General features: G+C 37.5%; 18 protein-coding genes. 11 read left to right on the top strand and 7 right to left on the bottom strand.

The window, feature by feature from the left end; genetic code table 11:
* Positions 1 to 273: 273 nt before the first annotated feature.
* On the bottom strand, positions 274 to 960 hold the full coding sequence (locus E2R67_RS08250) for a lysophospholipid acyltransferase family protein (protein ID WP_134290472.1): 687 nt from the start codon (positions 958 to 960) through the stop codon (positions 274 to 276).
* A 166-nt stretch (positions 961 to 1,126) separates the two neighbouring features.
* On the bottom strand, positions 1,127 to 1,861 hold the full coding sequence (gene ubiG / locus E2R67_RS08245; RefSeq protein ID WP_279587490.1) for a bifunctional 2-polyprenyl-6-hydroxyphenol methylase/3-demethylubiquinol 3-O-methyltransferase UbiG: 735 nt from the start codon (positions 1,859 to 1,861) through the stop codon (positions 1,127 to 1,129).
* A 356-nt stretch (positions 1,862 to 2,217) separates the two neighbouring features.
* Here ubiG and gyrA point away from each other — a divergent pair, with 356 nt between their 5' ends.
* From gyrA to aroA, 4 genes are all read left to right on the top strand, one after another.
* Positions 2,218 to 4,944, top strand: a complete 2,727-nt coding sequence (gene gyrA / locus E2R67_RS08240) for a DNA topoisomerase (ATP-hydrolyzing) subunit A (RefSeq protein ID WP_134290470.1) — start codon at positions 2,218 to 2,220, stop codon at positions 4,942 to 4,944.
* Between the two features lie 110 nt (positions 4,945 to 5,054).
* Positions 5,055 to 6,143 (top strand): 3-phosphoserine/phosphohydroxythreonine transaminase, encoded by a 1,089-nt coding sequence (serC, locus tag E2R67_RS08235; protein WP_134290469.1) that lies wholly within the window; start codon positions 5,055 to 5,057, stop codon positions 6,141 to 6,143.
* Positions 6,144 to 6,220: 77 nt separating this feature from the next.
* Positions 6,221 to 7,327, top strand: coding sequence for a histidinol-phosphate transaminase (hisC, locus tag E2R67_RS08230; protein WP_134290468.1), 1,107 nt, complete (start codon positions 6,221 to 6,223; stop codon positions 7,325 to 7,327).
* Between the two features lie 14 nt (positions 7,328 to 7,341).
* Positions 7,342 to 8,634, top strand: a complete 1,293-nt coding sequence (gene aroA, locus E2R67_RS08225; RefSeq protein ID WP_134290467.1) for a 3-phosphoshikimate 1-carboxyvinyltransferase — start codon at positions 7,342 to 7,344, stop codon at positions 8,632 to 8,634.
* A gap of 94 nt (positions 8,635 to 8,728) precedes the next feature.
* Here the strand turns inward: aroA and E2R67_RS08220 are convergent, their stop codons facing one another.
* From E2R67_RS08220 to E2R67_RS08200, 5 genes are all read right to left on the bottom strand, one after another.
* Positions 8,729 to 9,355 (bottom strand): hypothetical protein, encoded by a 627-nt coding sequence (locus E2R67_RS08220; protein ID WP_134290466.1) that lies wholly within the window; start codon positions 9,353 to 9,355, stop codon positions 8,729 to 8,731.
* A 64-nt stretch (positions 9,356 to 9,419) separates the two neighbouring features.
* Entirely contained in the window at positions 9,420 to 10,298 is an 879-nt protein-coding gene (gene asd / locus E2R67_RS08215) for an archaetidylserine decarboxylase (protein ID WP_134290465.1), read from the bottom strand.
* 1 nt (position 10,299) lies between these two features.
* A complete protein-coding gene (locus tag E2R67_RS08210) occupies positions 10,300 to 13,008 on the bottom strand; it encodes a glycosyltransferase (protein WP_134290464.1) in 2,709 nt (902 codons plus the stop codon).
* Between the two features lie 54 nt (positions 13,009 to 13,062).
* The gene (locus E2R67_RS08205) at positions 13,063 to 14,742 is read right to left on the bottom strand and encodes an aminotransferase class III-fold pyridoxal phosphate-dependent enzyme (RefSeq protein ID WP_134290463.1); all 1,680 of its coding nucleotides are present in this window, start codon (positions 14,740 to 14,742) and stop codon (positions 13,063 to 13,065) included.
* 147 nt (positions 14,743 to 14,889) lie between these two features.
* Positions 14,890 to 15,651 carry an IS5 family transposase gene (locus E2R67_RS08200; RefSeq protein WP_134290462.1) on the bottom strand — a complete coding sequence of 254 codons (762 nt, stop codon included), beginning with the start codon at positions 15,649 to 15,651 and terminating at the stop codon, positions 14,890 to 14,892.
* Positions 15,652 to 16,176: 525 nt separating this feature from the next.
* Here E2R67_RS08200 and E2R67_RS08195 point away from each other — a divergent pair.
* From E2R67_RS08195 to E2R67_RS08165, 7 genes are read left to right on the top strand one after another with little or no spacing between them, the layout of a single operon-like run.
* A complete protein-coding gene (locus tag E2R67_RS08195; RefSeq protein WP_134290461.1) occupies positions 16,177 to 17,214 on the top strand; it encodes a rod shape-determining protein in 1,038 nt (345 codons plus the stop codon).
* Positions 17,215 to 17,262: 48 nt separating this feature from the next.
* Positions 17,263 to 18,123, top strand: a complete 861-nt coding sequence (gene mreC, locus E2R67_RS08190; protein ID WP_134290460.1) for a rod shape-determining protein MreC — start codon at positions 17,263 to 17,265, stop codon at positions 18,121 to 18,123.
* 4 nt (positions 18,124 to 18,127) lie between these two features.
* The gene (gene mreD / locus E2R67_RS08185; protein WP_134290459.1) at positions 18,128 to 18,610 is read left to right on the top strand and encodes a rod shape-determining protein MreD; all 483 of its coding nucleotides are present in this window, start codon (positions 18,128 to 18,130) and stop codon (positions 18,608 to 18,610) included.
* A 5-nt stretch (positions 18,611 to 18,615) separates the two neighbouring features.
* Positions 18,616 to 19,191: a Maf family protein gene (locus E2R67_RS08180; protein ID WP_279587489.1), complete on the top strand. Its 576-nt coding sequence runs from the start codon at positions 18,616 to 18,618 to the stop codon at positions 19,189 to 19,191.
* Positions 19,181 to 20,653, top strand: coding sequence for a ribonuclease G (rng, locus tag E2R67_RS08175; protein WP_134290457.1), 1,473 nt, complete (start codon positions 19,181 to 19,183; stop codon positions 20,651 to 20,653). Before E2R67_RS08180 ends, rng begins: the two co-directional genes overlap by 11 nt.
* Positions 20,654 to 20,683: 30 nt before the next feature.
* On the top strand, positions 20,684 to 24,622 hold the full coding sequence (locus tag E2R67_RS08170; RefSeq protein WP_134290456.1) for a YhdP family protein: 3,939 nt from the start codon (positions 20,684 to 20,686) through the stop codon (positions 24,620 to 24,622).
* Positions 24,615 to 25,481 (top strand): carbon-nitrogen hydrolase family protein, encoded by an 867-nt coding sequence (locus E2R67_RS08165; RefSeq protein ID WP_208379499.1) that lies wholly within the window; start codon positions 24,615 to 24,617, stop codon positions 25,479 to 25,481. The genes E2R67_RS08170 and E2R67_RS08165 overlap by 8 nt, the downstream gene beginning before the upstream one ends.
* The last annotated feature ends 2 nt before the right edge of the window (positions 25,482 to 25,483 follow it).

Here is a 25,483-nt window from a genome sequence, read left to right as displayed (position 1 = left end):
TGTCCATTAGGTTCAACTCATTCCAAGGCATAAGTACCTCCTTATTTTGGGTACTTATAGTTTAAGAAATTGTTACCTATGTATAAGCAACAAAGTGTCACCTATGTTTATAACTCATACAGCGATTTTCTTTTGGTTCCGTTTTCTTTATTCGTATAAAGAAAATGAACTCGCCGTCAGGGCGAAAACCAAAGCTAATAAACACAAAAAAGCCACGACGAGCGCAGACGAGCTAATATCAAATCATACCAAACTAGGCAGCTTCAACCACCACTAATCAAGATCAAATCGTGATTTATAAAGCGCTTGTAGCGTATCTGATCGATCTTTGTAATCAATCACATCACCAACAATAATACTCGCTGTTAGATCTTCATCAGTATTTTGTAACGAAGACTCTAATGCTTGATTGGCGTTCGTTTGTATATAAACAGGTAATATGGGTAACCTGTTTTTCATTGCGATAATTTGTGCGCCTTCTTTGAACTCTGCTAAGGTTTCCGCTGTTTGGTTACGTGTGCCTTCTGCAAATACGCAAATAGAATAGCCAGTCTTAACTCTTTTCTTTATTTCTGTGAAAAAGCCATTCATTGTTTTAGCTTCTCTATCTAGTAATACTGTGCCTGCATTTCTGGTAAACATGCCAAAAAAGAATGAGTTATAAAGCTCTTTTTTAGCTATCCATAAACCGTTAATCTCGGTGCCTTTTAGTGCTATTTCGGCAATTAAAGGATCAATGATACTGCGGTGATTTGAGACGATAAGGTAGGGTTGTCCTTTAATGATCTTATTTGCTCCTTCAACATTAATACTTATTTTTAAATGTGAGAGTAGCGTTTCTGCATATTCTAAACGTAGTTTTGTGACCTCATTGGCACTGTGTTCACCTCTTAGTTTAAAACCAAATTTATTGGTTAAATAAAGCGCATAAAGGGCTGTTTTGATTCGGTGTAGTGTCAATTGAATTCCTATTGCTTAATAGCATGATAATGCAGGCATCATACATGAGATAAGCAATGAATGTTTAATTGTGGTATTTAATGAAAGATCGAGCGATATGAGTTGAAAGAAGGTAAATATGAAAGAGGTTATTCCCACTGATAACAGTGGGAATAAAGGAAACGAACTAACCTACCTTTGTACACTTCAACATATAATTCACATCTACATTCTTGGTGATTTTAAAATCATTGTTAAACGGGCTGTATTCCACGCCACATAAATCATCACACTTAAGCTGAGTTGCATCAATGGCGCCTAATAATTGCGAAGGGCGGATAAATTTCTCATATTCATGTGTGCCTTTTGGTACCCATTTTAATACATGCTCTGCGCCTACAATCATCATTAGGTAAGCTTTCCATGTTTTATTAATGGTTGAGAAATACACAGTGCCGCCAGGTTTTACTAGGTCACAACAGGCTTGGATCACTGATGCTGGGTTAGGAACATGCTCTAACATTTCCATACACGTGACCACATCAAACTCACCTGCGTGGGCTTGTGCAAAGCTTTCTGCTGTGGTTTTTTCGTAATTAGGTTTTTGCAAGGTCATTTCACTTGCGGTTTCTAAGGCGTGTAAACGGGCGATTTGTAATGAAGCGTGTGCCATGTCGATACCTGTAACCTCTGCACCACGCAATGCCATGCTTTCAGCTAAGATACCGCCGCCACAACCGACATCGACTATTTTCTTGCCGAATAAACCTTCTACGCCTACTTCTATATAGTCTAAACGCGTAGGGTTAAGTAGGTGTAAAGGTTTAAAGTCGCCCTCTAAATCCCACCATTGTTCTGCCATTGCTGAAAATTTTTCTATCTCTTGCTGGTCAACATTGCCTTCAAAGGTGTCATTTTGTATTGTTGAATCTGTGTTTGATTCGTTTTCAACTTGATGATTATTATAAGAAATTGTGTTTTCAGACATGTTTGTGACCTTGCGACTATAGAGAACAAATGAAGAACCAATGAGAAAGCAGAGTATAACGTGATAATTATAGTGAGGGTGAATTTATTTTTGCGATTTTAAGCGTTTTAAGCAAAAAATGGATTTGTATGATAAATGAGCGCTTTGTTGATAAATGCCTCAAATTGTCCCATAAAACGATTCTCAGGCGATTTTGTCAATTAAAAGCCTTCTGCTTAACTACTTTTATGTTACTATCGATCTCTTACTAAATTTAGTCTGTTTCCACTAATTTAAGGATTTAACTTTCTATGAGCGATTTTGCTTCTGACGTTTCTCCAATTAATATCGAAGATGAATTAAAAAATTCTTATCTTGAATATGCAATGAGCGTGATCGTAGGACGTGCATTACCTGATGTACGCGATGGTCTAAAACCTGTACATCGCCGTGTTTTGTTCGCGATGAATATCCTACGTAACGATTGGAATAAACCTTATAAAAAATCAGCACGTGTTGTTGGTGATGTAATCGGTAAATACCATCCACATGGTGACACAGCGGTTTACGATACAATTGTACGTATGGCGCAAGACTTCTCTTTACGTTACATGTTAGTTGACGGCCAAGGTAACTTTGGTTCTGTCGATGGTGATAGTGCGGCGGCGATGCGTTATACGGAAATCCGTATGCAGAAATTAGCGCATGAATTATTAGCCGATTTAGAAAAAGAAACAGTTGATTACGTACCTAACTATGATGGTACTGAATTCATTCCAGAAGTATTACCTACTAAAATTCCTAACCTATTAATCAATGGTTCTTCAGGTATTGCGGTTGGTATGGCAACAAACATTCCGCCACATAATTTAGGTGAAGTGATCAGCGCTTGTTTAGCGTTAATTAAAAATGAAGATATTACCATTGATGAATTGATTGAACATGTCCCGGGACCAGATTTCCCGACGGCTGGTATTATCAATGGTCGTAAAGGTATTATTGAAGCTTACAAAACCGGTCGCGGCAAAATTAAAGTGCGCGCAAAAGCGGAAGTTGAAATTAATGAAAAGACAGGTCGTGAAACCATTGTGGTTCATGAGCTTCCTTACCAAGTTAACAAAGCGCGTTTGATTGAAAAAATCGCTGAATTTGTTAAAGATAAAAAAATTGAAGGGATTAGTGCATTACGCGATGAGTCTGATAAAGACGGTATGCGTATGGTGGTTGAAGTTAAGCGTGGTGAAGTGGGTGAAGTTATTCTAAATAATCTTTACGCACAAACACAAATGCAAGTGACATTTGGTATTAATGCGGTTGCATTGGACCATGGTCAGCCAAAACTATTTAACCTTAAAGAAATGCTAGAAGCGTTTATTCTACATCGCCGTGAAGTAGTAACACGTCGTACTGTATTTGAATTACGTAAAGCACGTGATCGTGCACATATCCTTGAAGGGTTAGCAATTTCATTAGTTAACATTGAACCAATTATTGAATTGATCCGTAACTCTCCTACACCAGCTGAAGCGAAACTAGGTCTACAATCACGCGGTTGGGATTTAGGTGATGTTGCTGCAATGTTAGAAGCAAGCGGTGTTGATGCGGCTCGCCCTGATGGATTAGCGATTGAGTTTGGTATCCGTGATAACCAATACTTTATGACTGAAATCCAAGCACAAGCGATTCTTGATTTACGCCTACACAAATTAACAGGTCTTGAGCACGAGAAAATATTAGGCGAATACAAAGAGCTATTAGAAATCATTGCTGCTTTATTATTCATTCTTGAAAGTCCTGCACGTTTGATGGAAGTGATTGAAGAAGAGCTTGAAGAAGTACGTGATAACTTTGCTGATAAACGTCGTACAGAAATTACTGAATCTGAATCAGATTTATGTATGGAAGATTTAATCGTTGAAGAAGACGTAGTAGTCACACTTTCTCACGAAGGTTACGTTAAGTACCAACCATTATCAGATTACGAAGCACAGCGTCGTGGTGGTAAAGGTAAAGCGGCGACTAAGATGAAAGATGAAGATTTCATCGAGAAACTATTAGTGGCAAGTACACATGATACGATCCTTTGTTTCTCAACACGCGGTCGTTTGTACTGGCTGAAAACATTCCAACTACCATTAGCTTCTCGTCAAGCGCGTGGTCGTCCGATTGTCAATATCTTGCCGCTTGAAGAGGGCGAACGTATTACTGCAATCTTGCCAGTACGTGAATACGAAGATGATAAATATGTATTTATGGCAACAGCAAACGGTACGGTTAAGAAAACAGCATTAAGTGCTTACAGTCGTCCACGTTCAAGTGGTTTAATTGCGATTAACTTAAATGATGATAACGAACTAATCGGTGTAGCATTAACTGATGGAACGAATGAAATCATGTTGTTCTCTGATGCGGGTAAAGTGGTTCGCTTTAAAGAAGCTGAAGAGAGTGTGGTTACGGATGAAGCAGGTAACCCAGTATTAGATGAAAACGGCAACCCTGAGATTAAATTTAAAGGTGTTCGTCCAATGGGTCGTACTGCAACGGGTGTTCGTGGTATCAAGCTAAACGAAGGCGGCAAAGTTGTTTCTCTGATTGTGCCTAACGAAACAGGCCATATCTTAACAACGACTGAAAATGGTTACGGTAAACGTACTGCATTAGCGGATTACTCATCTAAGAGTCGTGCGACACAAGGTGTTATTTCTATTAAAGTGAGCGAGCGTAACGGTAAAGTGGTTGGCGCGGTTCAAGTTGATGAAAATGACGAAATCATGTTGATTTCTAACAAAGGTACATTAGTACGTACGCCAGTTAGTGGTGTATCGATTGTTGGACGTAACACTCAAGGTGTCACGTTAATTAAAACTCGTGATGATGAAAAAATCGTAGCGTTACAACGCATCGAAGAAATGAAAGATTTACCTGTTTATGAAGGTGATGAAGAGGAAAATGCTTCAGCTACTGAAAACAGTGAGCAGGAAGGCCAATCAGATGCAGTTGATACTGTAGATGAACAGGCAACTGAAACTCCTGAATAGCAATAGTGCTTCACAATAAAATAAGCGGCGAATAGCCGCTTATTTTGTTTTAAGCTATGTAATAATATCGTTATCAATGGTTAAAGATCTTCTTAATAAGAGAGTGAGTAATGACAAAGAAATATAACTTTTGTGCTGGACCTGCCATGTTACCTGAAGCAGTGATGCAGCAAGCACAAAGCGAATTTTGTAATTGGCAGGAGTCAGGTATTTCTGTCATGGAAGTAAGTCACCGTAGCCCTGAGTATATGGCAATGGCGAAGCAAGCTGAGCTTGATTTACGTGAATTAATGTCTATTCCTGATAATTACAAAGTTTTATTTTGTCATGGTGGTGGACGAGGTCAGTTTGCTGCTGTTCCACTTAATTTATTAGGTGATAAGTTAGACGCTGATTATATCTTAACGGGTCAATGGTCTAAGTCTGCTGTTGTTGAAGCTAAAAAGCACGCAAGAATTAAAGAAACCGATATTATGCAAACCACTGATGATGGCAAAATCTCAGTGAAACCTTGCTCTGAATGGAACATTAATGCCGGTACGGCTTATGTGCATTACTGCCCGAATGAAACCATTGAAGGCATTGAAATTTTTGATACGCCTGAAACTGGTGTGGTGCCATTAATTGCAGATATGAGTTCAACCATTTTGTCGCGTCCTATTGATGTATCAAAATTTGGATTGATTTACGCAGGCGCACAAAAAAATATCGGCCCATCGGGTTTAGCGATTGTCATTGTTCGTGAAGATCTTGTTGGTAAAGCGCGTGAAGCTATTCCAACTATTTTTGATTATCAAACATTAAGTGATTTTGACTCAATGTATAATACGCCACCGACTTATTCTTGGTATTTGGCCGGGTTAGTATTTAAGTGGTTACTCGCGCAAGGCGGTTTGGTTGAAATTGAAAAACGCAATATTGCGAAAGCTGAATTGTTATATAAAACCATTGATGATTCACCATTCTATGCAAACAATGTGGATGCGAGTGTGCGTAGTCGTATGAATATTCCATTTACTTTAGCCGATGACAGTTTAAATGGGACTTTCTTAGCGGAAGCCAAAGAAGCTGGACTATTGACCTTAAAAGGTCACAAGTTGGTGGGTGGAATGCGTGCCAGTATTTATAACGCAATGCCAATTGAAGGCGTTCAAGCCTTGGTTGATTTTATGAATGCGTTTGAAAAGAAATATGCATAAAAGTCGTTAGTTTTTAGTTGCAGTGATCAGGCCATGACTGATCACTCACAACTAATGGCTTCTTTGAAGGAATTGATATGAGTTGTGATTTTTTAAGCTTGGCCAATCCAGGGGTGCAAAAATTACATCCTTACCAAGCTGGCAAACCAACAGATGAATTAGAACGCGAATTAGGCATTACTAATATCGTGAAACTAGCATCTAATGAAAACCCACTCGGGTTAAGTGACTCGGTTAAAGCGGCTTTGCAAAAAGAATTAACTGAATTAACACGTTATCCTGATGCTAATGGATTTTATTTAAAGCAAGCCTTAGCAGATAAATACTCGGTTGAAATCAATCAAGTAACTTTAGGTAATGGCTCTAATGATTTATTAGAATTAGTGGCGCGTGCATTTGTTGAACCTCGCCATGAAGTGATGTTTGCTGAACATGCTTTTGTCGTTTACCCAATCGTAACACAAGCCATCGGTGCTAAAGCGGTAGTGGTTAAAGCAAAAGATTACGGTCATGATTTAACGGCGATGGCTGCTGCGATTACTGATAATACTAAATTGATTTTTATTGCTAATCCAAACAATCCTACAGGTACTTTTTTAGAGCAAGATGAAATTAAAGCATTTTTAACTAAAGTGCCAAGTGATGTGTTAGTGGTGTTGGATGAAGCTTACTTTGAATATGCCGCGGAACAACGCCGTGGTAATGCTATTGCTTGGATTGCTGAGTTTCCTAATTTAATTGTTTCACGTACTTTCTCTAAAGCTTATGGTTTAGCTGGTTTACGTGTTGGTTATAGTATTTCACATCCTGATATCGCAGATATCTTGAATCGTGTGCGTCAGCCATTTAATTGTAATGCATTAGCATTAAAAGCCGCTGAAACGATTTTAAAAGATCAGCAATACCTTGTAGATAGCGTTAATTTAAATAATGCGGGTATGAAAGATTTATGTGCCTTCTTTGAAGCGAATAAATTAGATTATATTCCATCTATGGGGAACTTTATCACAGTGAATGTTGGGCAATCAGGTGATGAGGTTTATCAAAAATTATTATTAGAAGGGGTGATTGTACGTCCAATTACGGGCTACGGTTTACCACAGCATTTGCGTATTAGTATCGGCACGGAAGCTGAAAATCAACGATTTAAACAAGCGTTAACACACGTTTTAAACTTGAAATAAGAGAACAAAATACAATGGAACAGTTATTATTAAACCCGATTAAAAAAGTCGATGGCGAAATTAATTTACCTGGGTCAAAAAGCCTATCTAATCGCGCTTTACTATTAGCTGCGTTAGCAAAGGGAACAACGACGTTAACTAACCTATTAGATAGTGATGACATTCGTCATATGCTTAACGCGTTAAAAAAATTAGGCGTTAACTATCAATTATCAGCAGATAAAAAACAATGTGTTGTTGAAGGGTTAGGGCACGCGTTTAACACTCAAGCATTAGGTGATCTTGAGTTGTTTTTAGGTAATGCTGGAACAGCAATGCGCCCTTTATGTGCCGCTTTATGTTTAGGCCAAGGTGAATATACTTTAACCGGTGAGCCTCGCATGTTTGAACGTCCTATCGGTTCTTTAGTTGATTCACTTCAACAAGCTGGTGCAGACGTGACTTATTTACAAAATGAAAATTACCCACCATTAAAAATCAAAGGTACCGGGCTGAAAGGTGGAAAAATCACTATTGATGGCAGCGTATCAAGCCAATTCTTAACGGCATTTTTAATGGCTGCGCCAATGGCATCAGAAGATACAAGCATTGAAATAGTAGGTGAGCTAGTCTCAAAACCTTACATTAAAATCACACTACAAATTATGCAAGATTTTGGTGTTGAAGTTGATAATGTCGGGGGTGAGTACCAAGTATTTAATATTAAAGGCGGTCAAACTTACCAAGCTGCTGGACAATATTTAGTGGAAGGTGATGCATCATCGGCTTCATACTTTTTAGCGGCGGCTGCCATTGGCGGTGGAAGCATTAAAGTAACGGGTATTGGTAAAAAATCTGTACAAGGTGACATTCAATTCGCTGATGCACTAGAAGCAATGGGCGCCAATATTGAATGGGGTGATGATTATATTAAAGCGAGTAAAGGTGAATTAAAAGCGATTGATATGGATATGAACCATATTCCTGATGCTGCGATGACCATTGCCGTTGCCGCCTTATTTGCTGAAGGTACCACTAAAATCACTAATGTTTATAACTGGCGTGTGAAAGAAACTGACCGTTTATATGCGATGGCAACTGAGCTACGTAAAGTCGGCGCAGAAGTGGTTGAAGGTCATGACTTTATTGAGGTGACTGCACCTGCTCAAATCAAACATGCTGAAATAGATACTTATGATGATCATCGTATTGCGATGTGTTTTTCATTGGTCGCGTTAAGCGGAACACCTGTGACAATTAACGATCCTAAATGTACGTCTAAAACCTTCCCTGACTACTTTGAGAAGTTAGCTTTAGTGAGTTTATAGATTCAATACATCAAGTTTGAAGCCAATAAAAAACCCTAGCTTGCTAGGGTTTTTTATTGGTTGTATTGCAGAGATCGGTTTCTACTAGCGCCGTTTAAGCTTTATTTTCAAAGGTTCTATCTTGATACCATTCATCCATATTATCGTACATTTCACCTTTTAAAATGTAATAAGGTGATTTGTGATAGATTTTAATATCGTGGAAAGGGTCGGTGATAATCTTGCTCATCCATACAAGCCCTGTTTGTACCCCCATTAATTTGAATAAATGTAATGTGCGGAAAGCAATGGCGCCTAGTCCAACAAATAACCATATGATGGCCATATTATTAATAAACTCAGAAAAGCTGGTGAAAGGTTGGAATAACCCAAAAAAATCAACTTTAAAATACAATACAACCGGTACTAAAACCCAGATTGAGAGTAGCACCATTTTACGGGTTAAGTTATAACCTACTTTTATACTTTCTTTGTACTCATGAGTTGCATTATTAACTTGGTCATAAGTTTGTGGTTCAAAGAAAAAGTGCCCGGTTTGACGTAGAACCATGGCTAGTAGCCAACCTACTAATGCAGCAGCTGCAGGGTAGTAAAAAACCAAAATGTAACTACCAAGAAAACAACAAGCACTTAATAAATGCAAAAATTGGTTGATACGATTATGATGATAGTAGCGATGATCATCCCAGCGTTGTTTTTGTAGTTCTTCAAAAAAAGTCATACAGTTTCCTTAATTAATAAAAATAAATAATGTTTAAAAAAGTTATGTTGAATGTGTCGCACTGTTACGTATTAGTTATTTGTGTGTTGGTTAATAAAGCTTCACCCATTTTAATCATCATGCCTTCTTCAATGTGATCGCATAATTGGTAACCTTCGCTAGCAAAAACAATGATGGTAGAGCCATGTTGGAAATATCCCATTTCTTGGCCTTTATCAAAGCTTGCATTACAAGGAATAATGTTTTCGCCTTGATAACGCAGATCTAAGGTGTGTGGTAAAAAATGAAATTTCATACTCGCAACTAAGATAGCGGCAACGGGTACAAGGGTGATACTGGATGTACTATTTTCAAGTTGAAGTTCAATTACCGCACGTTCATTTTTACAGAACAACTTTTCTACTTTTTTAAGCGCGATTGGATTAACGTTCCACGTATCACCTGTTTGATAGTTAACTTGGTTAACAGTGCACTTTACTGGCGCATGAAAACGGTGATACATACTCGATTTAAGGCGCAATGTAACAAATGTCCCATTGCGGTATTTATCTGCTAATGCTGAGTCTGGTATAAGGTCACTCAGTAAATATGGGAAACCTTTTGCTTGGTATACTTCGTTATCCTTAATGTACCCATGTGCTCCAATAATTGCATCACAGGGGCTAGTTACCATTTCAGGTTGTGAATTAATAGGACGCAAACCCTCTTTTAACTGTCGGGTAAAACATTCTCCTAAACTAGTGAAATGGCTTTTTTTAGCGTCTTGTAAACGTAAGTCTTCAGCAAATAACTGCCAAATAGCAATTGATATTTTTGTTAATAAAGGGCTTTCAATTGCACTATATCGGCCCATCATTAATGTTAACCAACGCCTTGGAATACGATTGGTTAACAAAAAATTCAGTTGCTCTTTTGTTGTTAACGGTGGTTTATTTATCTGCATATTAAGCTACCGTTTTTTGTTGTGTATAAGTGCTTCGTTGATCTAACCCAAGGTCACTTAAAAATTGCTGCATAATAGGCTCTGCCTGATATTGTTGTGCACGTTGCAGGGCTTTCTGACGCATTGTTTCTTGGCTATTTTTATCTGTGAAGAAGTTCACTACTGCATCCGCCATCTCAGGAATCGTTTCTACTAGGTAACCATTGACCTGATTTTGGATAATATCTTTCGGACCTTTGCAGTTGTATGCGAGGGTAGGCATGCCATGTGCGAATGCTTCGAGAATGACATTACCGAAGGTATCGAAGCGCGATGGGAATATAAATAGATCTAAACCCAGGTATAAGGAAGCTAGTTGTGCTTTGCTTTGCCAACCTAGGAATATTGCTTCAGGTAGTCTTTCCTTTAGCTCTTCGGTGGCAGGTCCAGAGCCTGCAATAACAATTTTAAGGTTGGGCAGACGTTGTTTTGCCAATGTGATGATCTCTGGCAAATCAAATAAGCCCTTTTCTTGGCTAATACGACATGCAATAAATAATACGGGAGTATCTTGGTTTGCACCTGGTATTAATTCTGACTTATCAATAGCTGTTGCTTGCTGGTTGCGCGCTTGAGTATGATGTGCCGTTAAGAATACTTTATCTTCTGCTAGTTGCATTTCATGCCCAGTTAACCATTGCTTATGTTCTTGGTTAAGTACAAAAATACCATCATAACGATTGTATAATGCACGCATTAAACGCCTTACTCTATCTCGCTCATATTGGTTAAGGTCGGTAGTGTGTTTAATAAAGTCTATCCAATCGGTATGCATAAAAAAATAACTTGGTACATTAAACATTTGTTGTATAAACAAGGATATAAATGCCATTGGACCTTCTGTTGAACACACTATGCGATCGTAACCACCTTCATAAAAGATACGCGCTATTTCCATTAAATCGGGAATACGAATTTGTTGGTCGCCATAACGCTTCACATTAAATTCAGCAATGGGTTTGACAACATGTAAGTGTGAATCTGATGTTGCTTCACTATGACAAATTAAGAAATCGATAGGTAAATTTGAATGTTGAATTTCTTTTAATTTTCCAGACAAAGAAGTCGAAACACCATTTTTATCGAGTAATGTATCGGTTAGGTATAACGCGCGCTTGCTATGCTCATTTTTACCTAATTTTTGAGCAAATTGATTTAATAAATGACGGTTTTGATAGAGAACTCGTGTTGAAGCTAAGTTTGACCCTGCCAGAATAAAGCTAATCAACACAGGGAATGATAAATTATCAAACACCTTACTCATATTGATGTTGCTCATATTATCTTTACGTTTATTGCCACCTAAAAATAAAGCGGTTAATTGACTTGGAACCTCCAGTTTTCGAGTTAACTCTTCTGCTGAAAAACTGTCTAATAAAACCCCTTTGTTGTCTTTAATAGCGGCAGTGACACGTTTTGCAATGAGTAAGTTTAAGTGAGTAAAGAGTTCACTCATTGCATTGTTCGCGATTTCTATAAACTGATCAGGCTGATTACGTTTTGCATCAGCTATTTGTTCTAGTTTGGTGATGCAAAATTTATAGTCTTTAGTAACTTGCCATTTAAGCAATTTATTGGGTTTTTTTCCTTGTAATGCATCATGTACAAAATCGAAAAATTTCATGGTTTTTTTGTGCTTTTGCATTTCTAACATTGCGTTACTGATAGCAAAGCAACCGACTTTATCCCATGTAGAACCTCGATGTAATAAAATGCGTAATAAACCAGGGTCTTTAATTTTAGTGGCGACTTGTGAAAAGTAATCTAATAAAGAAATATTAAGTTTTTGATTTTCAGCAACTTTACCAAAAGGCGCAATATTACCTAACTTTATTGCTTCTAGTGCAAGTTGAGAGGGACTTTCTGTTTTCAATCTCTCTTGTAAGTTAGGTATATACAAGCGAGAGCCACATTGACCTGCAAAGATTCCTGTATGGTCATCTGAACCACCAGTGAAGACCTTATGTTTATTTGGGTCAACGCCAAAAGAGGCTGGGTTGAGCTTATGTTTTAGTGCATATTGATGAATTTTATCGGGCGTTAAGCTCTCTATCCAATTTAGTGTTAATACGCTTTGCCATAAATCTCGTTGCCCATTAAGGACTTCAAAACGAGAAAACATAACTGCTAATTTTTCAAATAGTGATAAATCAATTTTTTCGTTTCTGGTATAAAAATATAAAGGATGAGGCAAAATAACTGGAATATCTTGCTCGGCAGTATAACGCACAAAATCATAAACATTTTGGCGTTTATTATTCAGTTCGATTTCCTGTTGCTTGGTAAACCCATAAGCTAATACGTGAATGAAGAGTTCGTATTCAGGAAAATAACAGGTAAATTCAGCACCGACTAAGGTGTCAATTCCTTTGTCGATTAAATCCCAACAAGATCTTGCGTTATTGTGGTTAGTGACTGTGACAACCTCACTACCAGCTCCTTTTAAAGCTTTAACCAGCTTCTTTGTTTTTAACCAGGTTTCTGGTAAGCGTAAAATTCGTCCCCATAATTCGTCAGGTATATCACTGTTATGGTCATGACAATGTAAATCTATTTTTAAACAGTTTTCATGATCAAAGCGCTTTGATTGTTGATCAATAAACTGTTCAAATTCAGATTCAAGCGATTTTCGGAAATCATATTCCTGTGTGTTGTGAGTATATTTAGACAAATTCACTTTACCTTGTTTTAAATTATATAGATTAATTATTGGTTATCAGATATTTTATGTAGCCAAGGGGCTAGGTAATAATTTGCTGAGTATTGGAAATTTAGTCTTTAACATATCCACCATAAATTGGCGTTTTATGTTTTTATTGGTTAATAAAGGGGATTGCCACCACCAAGTGTCTTGTTGCATTTGTTGAGCTGCCTTTATAAAACACTCCACTACTTCGTTGAATTCATCATCGGTAAAACTAAAGCTCATGATCAACCTTCCTGTTCCTGTCCAACTTAATTCGATGCCATTTTTCTTTAGATAAAATTGGAGCATCCAGTTGTAACGACTGGGTAAGGTATATTGAACGGATAAAATCGAGTGAATATTGGTGATTTTCAGTGGTAAGTTTTGTTCGCTTAAACATTGATTAAAGTAAGCTACTCGTTGATCCCAAAGAGCTTCTGATTGTTGATATTGTTGTTGTATGGAATCGCTTTGAATACGTTTTAAAAAGGCATGCATCGCGCCCATGACATAAGGATGTGAGTTAAAAGTGCCGCGCGCAAGTGAAACGTTAACGGGCTTATCATCTTGGAAACGTTTCATTAGTTGATGAGTGCCTGTTACGACCCCTACGGGTAAACCACCACCAAGTGTTTTACCATAAGTGACCATGTCGGCTTGAACGCCATAAAAACCTTGAGCGCCACGATAACCTAAGCGAAAACCAGTAAATACTTCATCAAATATCAATACAATATTATGCTGAGTACATACTGTTCGCAGTCGTTGTAACCACTTGCTGTATTGCTGTTTATCAAAATGAGTTTGACGATCACTAGCGACAAGCGAAGCATCTGATGGTGCATCTGCATTAATATGAAAAGCTTGCAAGGGGTTAATTAAGACGCAGGCAATATCTTTTCGAGTACTTAATACTTTTATACTCTGTTCGCTGAGGTCTGCTAAGGTGTAAACATCGTTGTTTTTTCGGGTGTTACCAATACCCGGCTGTACACCATCCCACCAACCATGGTAAGCCCCACAAAAGCGCACCAAATGTGTTTTTCCAGTGTGATAACGGGCCAATCTAACGGCTTGCATTACTGCTTCCGTACCTGACATATGAAAAGAAACTTCATCTAAACCCGATATTTCTTTGATCATTTCAACGTTTTCAGCGATCAAAGGATGATAAGTGCCTAATACTGGGCCTAATGCTTTGGTGTTTTCTATGCCTGTTTCCATACATTGCTTATAAAAATCATAACCAAATACATTCACGCCATAAGATCCGGTTAAGTCATATCGCCAGTTACCGTCAAGATCTTTGACTTTCGACCCCGATGTTTCGTCGGCAATTGAACCTAATTTAAAAGCACGTGGCAATGCATTGCGGTAGGGGTAGGGAAAACGGTAATGACTAGTAAAGCGTACGTCTGAAATACTAGGTTCAATGGATTCACAATAGTCTAATGTTAGTGGTGATTGTTTCTCTAAGACATTATTTAATGCAATTAATGCTGATTTTCGTAAGAGTACAATGTCAGCTGGTGCGCCATCACTGTTAAAAAATTCATCTCCTTCATAACTAAAGAAAGGTAATTGGCGTGCAATACGTCTTGACCATTTACTATGGCCCCTTAAAGACCTATGTTTTGCTCGCGATAATTGTAAGCGAATTAATAATTTGTAGAGTAGCCATGCACAGCTTACTGTCACGATTAAATAAAGAAAATTCATTAGTTACTTCACTCGCAGTTAACAATTGGTTTACATGAAGTTAACAGCTTAGTTTGAATTTTTTATGTCATTTTATGTGCATTTTTATGACAGTGACATTTTTATAAACTGACTAGGGCGTGTTGATCTTTGCTGTATATTATTTGTTCAGTAATGCATTGGTAGCCACATCATTAAAAATGCTAGTGATAACATACTCGCATAATTCCGCGATAATTTGTCATATCCAGTTGAAATAGCTCGATAATGTTTAATTCTTGCGAAAGCATTTTCAACTAAGTGTCTATGCTTATATAAACACCAATCCGTAGTATCTTTTGCTATATCAGCACCATAGTTTCTTTTAGGAATGATGCTCTTGTCAGCATTTAAGCTAATAAAAGCACGAAAATTATCATTATCATAACCTTTATCTGCAATAACAGTTTTCACGTCTGATAGACTTTGAACCAAGTTTTCTGCATGAACTATGTCATGTCTTTGTCCTTCTGATAGCTCAAAATAAACGGGTAAGCCGCCACTATCTACTGCTAAATGTATTTTGGTAGAATTACCACCTCGACTTTTACCAATGCATTCGTTTTCTGTAGTCGCAGCCCCTGAACTATGTTGATGAGCACGTACAATAGAGCCATCAATAAATATCCATTCAAAGTCAGCATTATTCGCTAACTCGTTGAATATTAAATTTAATATGCCTTTTTTAGACCACAGGTTAAAACGACGATATACCGTACTCCAATCACCAAATTCTGGCGGCAAGTCACGCCATGGAAGACCTGTACGCAACCGATAAAGAATACCTTCAAAGGTCATTTTGTGTTCGGGTTTATTATATACTCGGCCAGTACTTTTCATTATTTGAAGTAGTAAAAACCACCTGTTATCGGTTAACATAATTCTAGGCATGATGTTGTTCTTTGTATGGCTAGAGGGTGAATGACTCGATGAAAATAAATATAAAACGTATATATAAAGGTTATAAGTGTCTTTGAGTGTGCTTTGTTAAACAAGTTCATAACTACATTTAGAATTTAGCCAGTTTTTATTTATTAATTCAACAGCTTTGTTTTATAAATATATTTTCTGATTTAAATACTAAATATTTATTATTCATATTAGTCATCTTATTTCTATCAAATTGAACTAGAGATAAACTTAAGTTTCGTTTTTATATTAATTATTATTTTCGTATTGAACTTTAATAGTTTAGAAATTAAAGTTTAATTTTAAGAATCTAAAATCAAGTTTTTCTAATAAAAATTACAATGAATTCAAAGTTGATCACTAAATAATCACAAATACAGCTCGAAAAATGACCATATCTGTCACTGTATAACAGTTTAAGCAAGGTTTTTACTTTCTTTTCTTGCTGAATTTTTAGGGTGTTGGTAGAGTAGAAACTACTTTTATTGGCTTCTTTTGGAAATCTTCATGTTTAAAATGTTTCGAGGAATGTTCTCTAACGATTTATCAATCGATTTAGGAACCGCAAATACCCTTATTTATGTTAAAGATCAAGGCATTGTATTGGACCAACCTTCAGTTGTTGCCATTCGCTTGGACAAAACTGGAAAAAGAGTTGCTGCTGTAGGTACTGCTGCAAAGCAAATGCTAGGTAAAACACCTGGTAACATACAGGCAATCCGCCCGATGAAAGATGGTGTTATCGCTGACTTTTACATCACTGAAAAAATGTTGCAGTACTTTATCAAACAAGTACATAACAATAGTTTCATGCGTCCTAGTCCACGTGTTTTAGTTTGTGTTCCTTGTGGCTCTACACAAGTTGAGCGTCGTGCAATTCGTGAATCAGCAATGGGGGCAGGTGCTCGTGAAGTATTCTTAATCGATGAGCCAATGGCTGCAGCGATTGGTGCTGGTATGCCTGTATCTGAAGCAAAAGGTTCAATGGTTGTCGATATCGGTGGTGGTACTACTGAAGTCGCTGTTATTTCATTAAACGGTGTTGTTTATTCTGCTTCTGTTCGTATTGGTGGTGATAAGTTTGATGAAGCTATCATCAACTATGTTCGTCGTAAATACGGTTGTACGATTGGTGAAATCACTGCTGAGCGTATTAAACACAGCGTTGCAATTGCTTACCCAATTAATGAAATCAAAGAAATTGAAGTTCGTGGTGTGAATGTTGCTGAAGGTGTTCCTCGCAGCTTTATTCTAACCAGCAATGAAGTATTAGAAGCATTACAAGAGCCATTAAGTGGTATCGTACAAGCGGTTATGCTTGCACTAGAGAAAACGCCACCTGAATTAGCAGCGGATATCGCTGAGCAAGGCATGGTGTTAACTGGTGGTGGTGCACTATTATCAGAACTAGATCGTTTATTATCTGAAGAGTCTGGTATCCCTGTGATTATAGCTGATGACCCACTTACTTGTGTAGCTCGTGGCGGCGGTATGGCGTTAGAGATGATGGATACACACGGTGGTGACGTCTTTAACGGAGATTGATATCAATATGCAGGCTTAGGTCTGCGTTAAGATTCAATAAAAATAATAATGAAGACAATCTTTGCTAGTGGTCCTTCTTATATATTAAGGCTATCCTTCGTGATAGCTTTTTGTATTATTTTGCTGATCGCTGATAGCCAATTCAATATTTTCTCTTCTGCTAGAGTTTATTTAAATTCTATTGTTTCCCCTATTCAATATGTTGCTGATGCACCACAAAAAATGTTTAGTGCTGCCTCAGAAAGTCTGACTACGAGACAGGTATTGATGGAGCGAAACGCATTACTTGAAAAAGAAAACCTACATCTAAAAGCCGATCGTCTCTTGCTCGGCGAATTACAAAAAGAAAATGAACAATTACGTGAATTATTAAACTCTAAGAAGCAGTTTAAAAATAAACGTATGATCGCAGAAGTGATGAGTTTACGCTCTGACCCTTTCACACACCAAGTGTTAATTGATAAAGGTGCCCTTGATGGCGTTTATCTTGATCAACCTGTGATCAATGAAAAAGGCGTAATTGGACAAGTTTCTCAAGTCGGTAGTACTACTAGTCGTGTTGTTTTAATCGTTGATGCTAGTCATGGTATTCCTGTTCGAGTGCAACGTAATGATGCGGTTGCTATCGTTCATGGTAGTGGTGCATGGGATAAACTGACGGTGCCTTTTGTACAAAGTAATGCGGATTTAAAAGAAGGTGATGTACTAGTGACTTCTGGTTTGGGTGGTCATTTCCCTGCGGGTTATCCTGTGGCGACGATTAGCCGTTTTGAATACCAAGAAGGTGAATTGTACGCGAATGTAACTGCAACACCTGCTGCAGAATTAGATAAAAGCCGTTACTTATTATTACTTTGGAACGATGATCCGTTAGCTGGTGCTGATTTAACGTTAGACTCACCGGAATAACTAAATGTCCCCATTTAATAGTTATAAAATTATATATTTTACTTTCTTCATTTGCCTTGTTGCAGCGATTTTTCCATTGCCTGTCTCATTAAATGCATTTAGGCCCGAATGGATGGTGTTAGTGATATTTTATTGGATCATTGCATTGCCGCACCGAGTCAATATAGGCCATACCTTCATTTTAGGTATTATGTTAGATCTATTATTAGGCTCTACTTTGGGGATGCATGCTTTGCTATTTTCATTGTTGGCTTATTTCACTAGCATTAACTTCCAACGCTTTAGAAACTTTACTTTATTTCAAACCACTCTATTAATGGGCGTGTTTGTTTTTGTGCTTAAAGTGTCCTTGTATTGGATTGCTTCAAGCATACAAGTCATAGTACTGCACCAGTCATATTTTTGGTCAATCTTTACTTCTATGCTTATCTGGCCATGTTTCTTTGTATTTATGCGTTTTGTACGTCTTCAATTTAAGGTTTCTTAATTCTGATGACCTTATTCCTCGCTTCCAATTCACCTAGACGAGCTGAATTATTATCACAAATAGATGTCCAATTTGAACATATCAGCGTTGAGATTGATGAAACCAAGCAAGATGATGAAACGAGTCAAGCTTACGTGCAACGCTTAGCGTTAGAAAAAGCATTGGCAGGATTAGAAAAAAATAAGCATCAAGGTGTTGTGTTAGGTGCTGATACCATCGTCCTTTGTGAAGAAGTGGTGATGGAAAAGCCTAAAAGCAAACAGCATGCTAAGCAAATGATGGATTTGTTGTCTGCGAATACTCATCAAGTTTTAACTGCCGTTGCTTTAGTCAGTAAACAAAAACAGTCTGTTAAATTAGTGACGACAGCGGTGACATTCAAAGCGTTAACAGAACAAGAAATTTCAGATTACTGGGAAACCGGTGAACCACAAGATAAAGCCGGTGGTTATGGTATTCAAGGGATCGCAGGTCAATTTGTTACACATATTTCAGGTAGCTATAGCGCGGTGGTAGGTCTTCCTCTTTATGAAACCGCAGAGCTTATAAAATCATTTAAAGGAGTATCCAATGTCTGTTGAACTATTGATGAATATTACTCCGACGGAAACACGTGTCGCCTTAATTGAAGGTGGCGTGTTACAAGAATTACATATAGAACGTCAAGCAAGCAAAGGAATTGCAGGGAATATTTACAAAGGGAAAGTCACTCGAGTTTTACCCGGTATGCAAGCCGCGTTTGTTGATATTGGTTTAGAGAAAGCCGCTTTTTTGCATGCCTCAGATATTGTGCCACACACTGAATGTGTCGCTGGTGCAGAGAAAGAAAAATTCAAAGTCGCTGATATTGCAACACTGGTAAGACCCGGACAGAATATTATTGTACAAGTTGTTAAAGACCCGTTAGGTACAAAAGGGGCGCGTTTAACGACTGATATTACTTTGCCTTCTCGTTATTTAGTATTTATGCCAGATAGTCAGCATGTTGGTGTTTCACAGCGAATTGACAGTGCACAAGAGCGCGATCGTTTAAAGGATATAACACAATCATGTCTTAATGAATTAGGTGGATTTATTATCCGTACTGCGGCTGAAGGCGCTCCTGAAGTCGAGTTAAGAAACGATGCTGCTTTTTTACAACGCGTTTGGCGCAAAGTCATCACTCGTAAACAGCGCACAGAATCTAAAAATAAATTGTTATATCAAGATCTTGGGTTAGCTTTCCGTATATTACGCGACTTTGTCGGCAGTGAGATTGATAGGGTACGTATCGATTCAAAACTTAGTTTTAAGGAATTGTCTGAATTCAGTACTGAGTTTATTCCAGAATTAGAAGGTAAGATTGAGCATTATAAAGGTGCCAGTCCAATTTTTGATTTGTTTGATGTTGAAAATGAAGTGCAACGTGCACTAGAGCGAAAAGTACCTCTAAAGTCAGGTGGTTATTTAATCATTGATCAAACTGAAGCGATGACAACAGTGGATATTAATACTGGTGCTTTTGTTGGTCATCGTAACCTTGAAGAAACGATTTTTAATACTAATGTTGAAGCGACACTGGCGATTGCACGTCAGTTACGCTTACGTAATTTAGGTGGCATTATTATTCTTGATTTTATCGATATGAAGTCGGCAGATCATCGTCGTCGTGTATTCAATAGTTTAGAGCAAGCCTTAGCAAAAGATCGTGTTAAAACCAATATTAATGATTTCTCTCCACTAGGGTTAATTGAGATGACGCGTAAGCGGACTCATGAAAGCTTAGAGCATATTTTTTGTGGTGAATGTAAAACTTGTAATGGTCGCGGCTATGTTAAGACAGTTGAAACGGTTTGTTATGAAGTGCTAAGAGAAATTCTTCGTGTTGACCGCGCCTATGATGTTGAACGTTTTGTTGTTTATACTTCTGTTGCCGTTGCTGAGGCTTTACAGGGAGACGAATCACATAACTTGGGTGAGTTAATTGTATTTATGCAAAAGCGTGTTGAAATTCACGCTGAGCCCTTATATGGGCCTGAGCAATTTGATGTAGTTATGATGTAAAGTGGGATTGAGTTTGATGGATGAACACTTTTGAGAAAGTTTATTGTTAAATGCTTTAGGTGGCTATGCGCTTGCATTGCCGCTCATTTAATTCTTATTGCTTTGTTATTAACGGCAGCACGTGTTGCTAGTACCGACGTAAACACCTATAAAGTTAAATTAATCGAATGGATTGCTGCTGAGCACGATATTAATATCAGTGTTGATGAAATCTCGGCGGGTGTTGATTTTTCTGGACTAGTGCTCACGTTAAAAAATGTAAACTTTGTTGATGCGCCTCTTTTACCCTTTGAATTAAAATTAGATCATCTTTTCCTACACCTCGACTTCCTTAATAGTATTAAACAGCAAACCTTAGTGTTTAATGATATTTCATTAAAAGGCGCCAATTTAGTTCTAAAATCCTCTTATCGTCTTGATCGTTTTGAAAGTAATTCCACTGATGCAAATTCAACGGCCGTCACTATTGACTCACTTAAGAATATCTTTCTTTCTCGTTTGAGCTCATTCTCGATTAAAGAGAGTCAGCTAAATTTTACCGATCACCTTTCAAACCAAAAGACTATTTATGTAGAAGATCTAACTTGGTTGAATAATGGTTCGCATCACCAAGGCGTTGGTAAAGCTTCATTACCTGATACCTTAGGTGAGAATACTTTGGAGTTTTTGATTGATATTACTGGTGATGCAAATGGTGCGAATGATCAACTTATAGCCAACCTTTATGCGCATGCTGAACACTTAAATATAACCGATTACTTACAGCCTCAAATTAACCCTTTAGCTGAATTAAAAGCGGCCAATGTGTCATTTAAATTATGGAGTGAGTTTGATTTTAATGGTCCTAAAAATCTATTACTTGAATGGGGAAGCTCACAAATTAATTGGTCTCTATTGGGGCAGTCACATGATTGGAAATTAAATGATGGTTTATTACAATTCTCCTATCAAGATAAAAACTGGTTATTTGATAGTTATGATTTAAATCTAGAATACAATTATGTGCCTTGGGCTGATGTTAAGCTTTCTGGAGCAGGGATTGGCGGACAGTCTGGTGAATTTGATATTAATGGCGTTAATTTAAATACGATTGTTCCTTTTGCGCTTTTATTCTCAAACGCTCCAGAAGCGGATATTGAAACGGTTAATCAATTAGAAATTGGTGGTGAATTAAAAACGATTAAGGTGACGGTAGATCAACCCGGTGAATTAACCATCGCAGCCCAAATTGACGCTTTTAATAATCAGGCTGTAGGTGTTTTTCCTGGTATTAGTGATGCCAATATTGATATCGCGAGCAACAAAAATTCAGGTAAAGCCTCAATAATGATACCTGCACAGAATATTCTCTTTGATGGGCAATTTAATCGACCAATGCCGGTGCATAATGCCGAGCTTCAATTCGACTGGTTGGTTAATGAGAAAGGTGTGCAGTTACAAAGTGATAAAGTGTCATTGGTGACCGATGAATTGACAAGTTTAAGCCAATTTTCGTTATTTATACCTAATCAACAAGCAACTGATCTCGAGCCTTTTTTAAGTTTGTATTCTTATGCGTCCTTAAACGATGCTTCAAAAGCACAGCATTACTTCCCTATTGTTGCCATGGGCGAAGATGTTTTCGATTATTTACAACCAACGATGCAAAAAGGCTCAATAGAAGGCGCTAAAGTACTTTGGTACGGGAGTTTATCGGCTTACCCTTATCAGCAAAACGATGGGATTTTCCAAGCATTTATCCCTGTAAAAGACGCTCAATATAATTTTTACGAAGGATGGAAAGGGTTAAATTCTTTAGATTTAGATGTGTTGTTTGAAAACGACAGCCTATCCATGACAAGTCAGCAAGCTAAATTGGGTGATATTAAACTGGATTCGTTAGTTGGTTATATCGACCATTTAACCGCAGATGGTGTGATTTCTATTAACGGACAAGTTGAAGAAGATGCACAAATTGTCTCACAATATTTTATTGATACGCCACTTAAAGACAGTGTGGGGGAAGCATTAAAAATCATTCATGTTAACGATAAAATAAGTGGAGATATTGCATTAACTATTCCATTGACTGCTGCAAACGGAGATCCTGTTGTTTCAGGTACTATTAACTTATTAAGCAATGATGTTGATATTAAACTTGGGGAAGAGTTAGCGATCCCACTAAAACAGGTGCAAGGCGTACTTAACTTTACCGATGGAGAATTGATTGGCAAAGGGTTAACAGGTAAGTTATTTGAGCAACCTATTGATTTCTCGTTTTTTACAACGCCTCTAGAAAATGAATATAAAGTTAATATGGACTTCTCAGGGCAATGGGACGCTGCTGCTTTGACATTGAATCGACCTCAAGAACTCTCTCTTTATCAATTAAGCGGTACCTTTGATTGGTTAGGTGAAGCTGTTTTTACACAATTTTCTGAAGGAGGGTATAACTTCGACTTAAACTTCTCTTCTCCATTACAAGGAATGAAAAGCCAATTACCAATTCCTTACAATAAAAATGCGTTACAAGTCTGGCCAAGTAAAGTTAACTTTAGTGGCAATGAGTTAAGTGCCAAGTGGGACGTAGAAATAAGTAATAAAGTTAAATTATTAGGTGGGTTGGATTATCAAACAGAAAATGTTCATATTCCCTACGCTTATTTTGGTTTTGGCAATGATAAAAAACGACCTATTGATTATACAAAACAAGTCGTTCGAGTTAATGAAGATAAAATAAGCTTAACGGCTTGGACTCCCACTTTACAAAAATTAATATTGGGTGACCCATCATTAGAAAAAGCAGTTGAAGAAGATCCACAACCGTTATTCAATATTGATGATATTTATGTGAATATTAAGCAAGCAGAGCTATTTGAAGAGCCATTACTTAATTTTAATTCAACCATCACTCGTATTGATAATTTTTGGAATATTAATACGAGTGCTAGTGACCTAGTAACTAATGTTGAATTTCGTAAAGGGATTCCAGATCGATTTGATATCAACATAAAACAAATGAATTTCCAGTTCTTTGATGTTGAAAACGCAGTGAATACTTTGTTTAAAAAAGAAGACTCTTTGTTTGATGAGCGTAGTGAAAATCTACGAGAGGATTATCCTGAAGTCTTTTTAGAATGTGACAGTTGTATTTATCAAAAAATGGACTTCTCAGCTCTCTCTGCTCATGTTTTTCCAAGTCAATCACGTTACACCATCGATTATGTCAAATTAGGTGGAGATGATCAGTTCACCAATATGTCTGGTGTATGGGATCAACGTCGCACCAATATTATTGTTGATAGTAAAGTGAATAGTGATACTAGCTTGATTCACCGTTTAGGTTATGCGACCCCTGTCATTTATGACCAAGCAGAAGTAAGTGGCGCGTTAAACTGGATCGGTGCGCCATGGCAATTTAATTTAGAATCATTAAGCGGAGTGATGTCTGCGGATTTAGAAGATGGCATGATCACTGAAGTGGATGATAATGGTGCTCGATTACTAAGTTTCTTAAGCCTTGACGCGATACGTCGTAGTTTGAATTTAGAATATGGAAACGTATTTTCTAAAGGGTTAGGGTTTGATGATTTATCTCTTTCTGCGAATATTAATAATGGTGTTGTGAAGAGTGATGATTTTTATTTAGATGGCTCGGCGGGTAAAATATCGGGTGGTGGATTAATTGATTTACCTAATCTTAATGTTAATTATCGGTTAAGTTATAGTCCGGCTGTGACCTCTAGTTTGCCTGTATTAGCGGCTTTTGCTGTAAACCCATTAACAGGTGCAGCGGTGTTGATGTTAACTAAAATATTAGAGCCAGTTGTTGATACGATTATCCGTGTTGATTTTTCTATTAAAGGTTCCATTATGGATCCTGTTGTTAAAATGGAAAGCAGCGAGAAAGGCAAAATAAAATTACAAAATAGTGCCGTTTTAGAAGAAATTGAAGATAACCAAATAAGCCAAGGTAGTGATGATGAATAATCAACAGTGTAAACTCACTGCTATTCAAATTATTAGTGATGATAATGTAGATGCTAATTTTGCACAAATTCAAACACAGCTTGCACAGTTACCTAAATTTAAAGAAGGTTGCCATCATTTAGTTTTATTGCCTGAAAACGCACTTTGTTTTGCCGATAGAAAAGCGTATTTAGCGGTTGCCGAAGTGCTTGGTGACGGACCAATTCAATCTCGTTTAGCAAATTTAGCGAAACAATATCAGTGCACCCTTATTTGTGGCAGCTTTCCTATTCAAAGTGAGCAACAAGAAAAAATATATACAACGAGTTTGGTGTATTCACCAGAGGGTGAATTGATTGAACATTATAATAAGATCCATCTTTTTGATGCTGATGTTGCAGACTCACATGGTTCTTATCGTGAATCAGATACGTTTATTGCAGGTCAAGAAGTGAAAGTAGTAGATTGCGGTTTTGCCAAAATCGGTCTCGCAATCTGTTATGATTTACGTTTTCCTGGTTTATTCCAAACATTAAGAGAATGCGGTGCTGATATTATTATGCTGCCTGCGGCCTTTACTAAGGTAACAGGTGAAGCACATTGGAAAGCGCTTTTACAGGCTCGTGCTATTGAAACACAATGCTATTTTGTCGCAGCTAATCAAGGTGGTGAACATTTTACAGCGCATCCCAATTATCAAACTCGTGCTACCTATGGGCATTCAATGATTATCGACCCTTGGGGCGAAGTGTTAGTACAATCAACAATCGGCTGTGCTATCGTTCAAGCTGATTTCGATAATAAAAAGCTACAAGAAGTAAGAACAAAAATGCCTGTACAACAACATAAACGGTTCAAGTGCACACAAGAATTTAAATAAGA

This window comes from Psychromonas algicola (genome assembly GCF_004378355.1).
In the GTDB taxonomy this organism is placed as follows: Bacteria; Pseudomonadota; Gammaproteobacteria; order Enterobacterales; family Psychromonadaceae; genus Psychromonas.
Note: the sequence above shows the minus strand (reverse complement) of the source record. Positions and strands in the feature narration are given on the sequence as shown.

Bases quoted from the DNA above. Each gene is read 5' to 3' on its own strand.
- E2R67_RS08200 (WP_134290462.1), bottom strand. From the start codon at position 15,651: ATGCCTAGAATTATGTTAACCGATAACAGGTGGTTTTTACTACTTCAA.
- hisC (WP_134290468.1), top strand. From the start codon at position 6,221: ATGAGTTGTGATTTTTTAAGCTTGGCCAATCCAGGGGTGCAAAAATTA.
- serC (WP_134290469.1), top strand. From the start codon at position 5,055: ATGACAAAGAAATATAACTTTTGTGCTGGACCTGCCATGTTACCTGAA.
- asd (WP_134290465.1), bottom strand. From the start codon at position 10,298: ATGCAGATAAATAAACCACCGTTAACAACAAAAGAGCAACTGAATTTT.
- mreC (WP_134290460.1), top strand. From the start codon at position 17,263: ATGAAGACAATCTTTGCTAGTGGTCCTTCTTATATATTAAGGCTATCC.
- mreD (WP_134290459.1), top strand. From the start codon at position 18,128: ATGTCCCCATTTAATAGTTATAAAATTATATATTTTACTTTCTTCATT.
- E2R67_RS08220 (WP_134290466.1), bottom strand. From the start codon at position 9,355: ATGACTTTTTTTGAAGAACTACAAAAACAACGCTGGGATGATCATCGC.
- E2R67_RS08195 (WP_134290461.1), top strand. From the start codon at position 16,177: ATGTTTAAAATGTTTCGAGGAATGTTCTCTAACGATTTATCAATCGAT.
- gyrA (WP_134290470.1), top strand. From the start codon at position 2,218: ATGAGCGATTTTGCTTCTGACGTTTCTCCAATTAATATCGAAGATGAA.
- aroA (WP_134290467.1), top strand. From the start codon at position 7,342: ATGGAACAGTTATTATTAAACCCGATTAAAAAAGTCGATGGCGAAATT.
- E2R67_RS08165 (WP_208379499.1), top strand. From the start codon at position 24,615: ATGAATAATCAACAGTGTAAACTCACTGCTATTCAAATTATTAGTGAT.
- E2R67_RS08180 (WP_279587489.1), top strand. From the start codon at position 18,616: ATGACCTTATTCCTCGCTTCCAATTCACCTAGACGAGCTGAATTATTA.
- E2R67_RS08205 (WP_134290463.1), bottom strand. From the start codon at position 14,742: ATGAATTTTCTTTATTTAATCGTGACAGTAAGCTGTGCATGGCTACTC.
- rng (WP_134290457.1), top strand. From the start codon at position 19,181: ATGTCTGTTGAACTATTGATGAATATTACTCCGACGGAAACACGTGTC.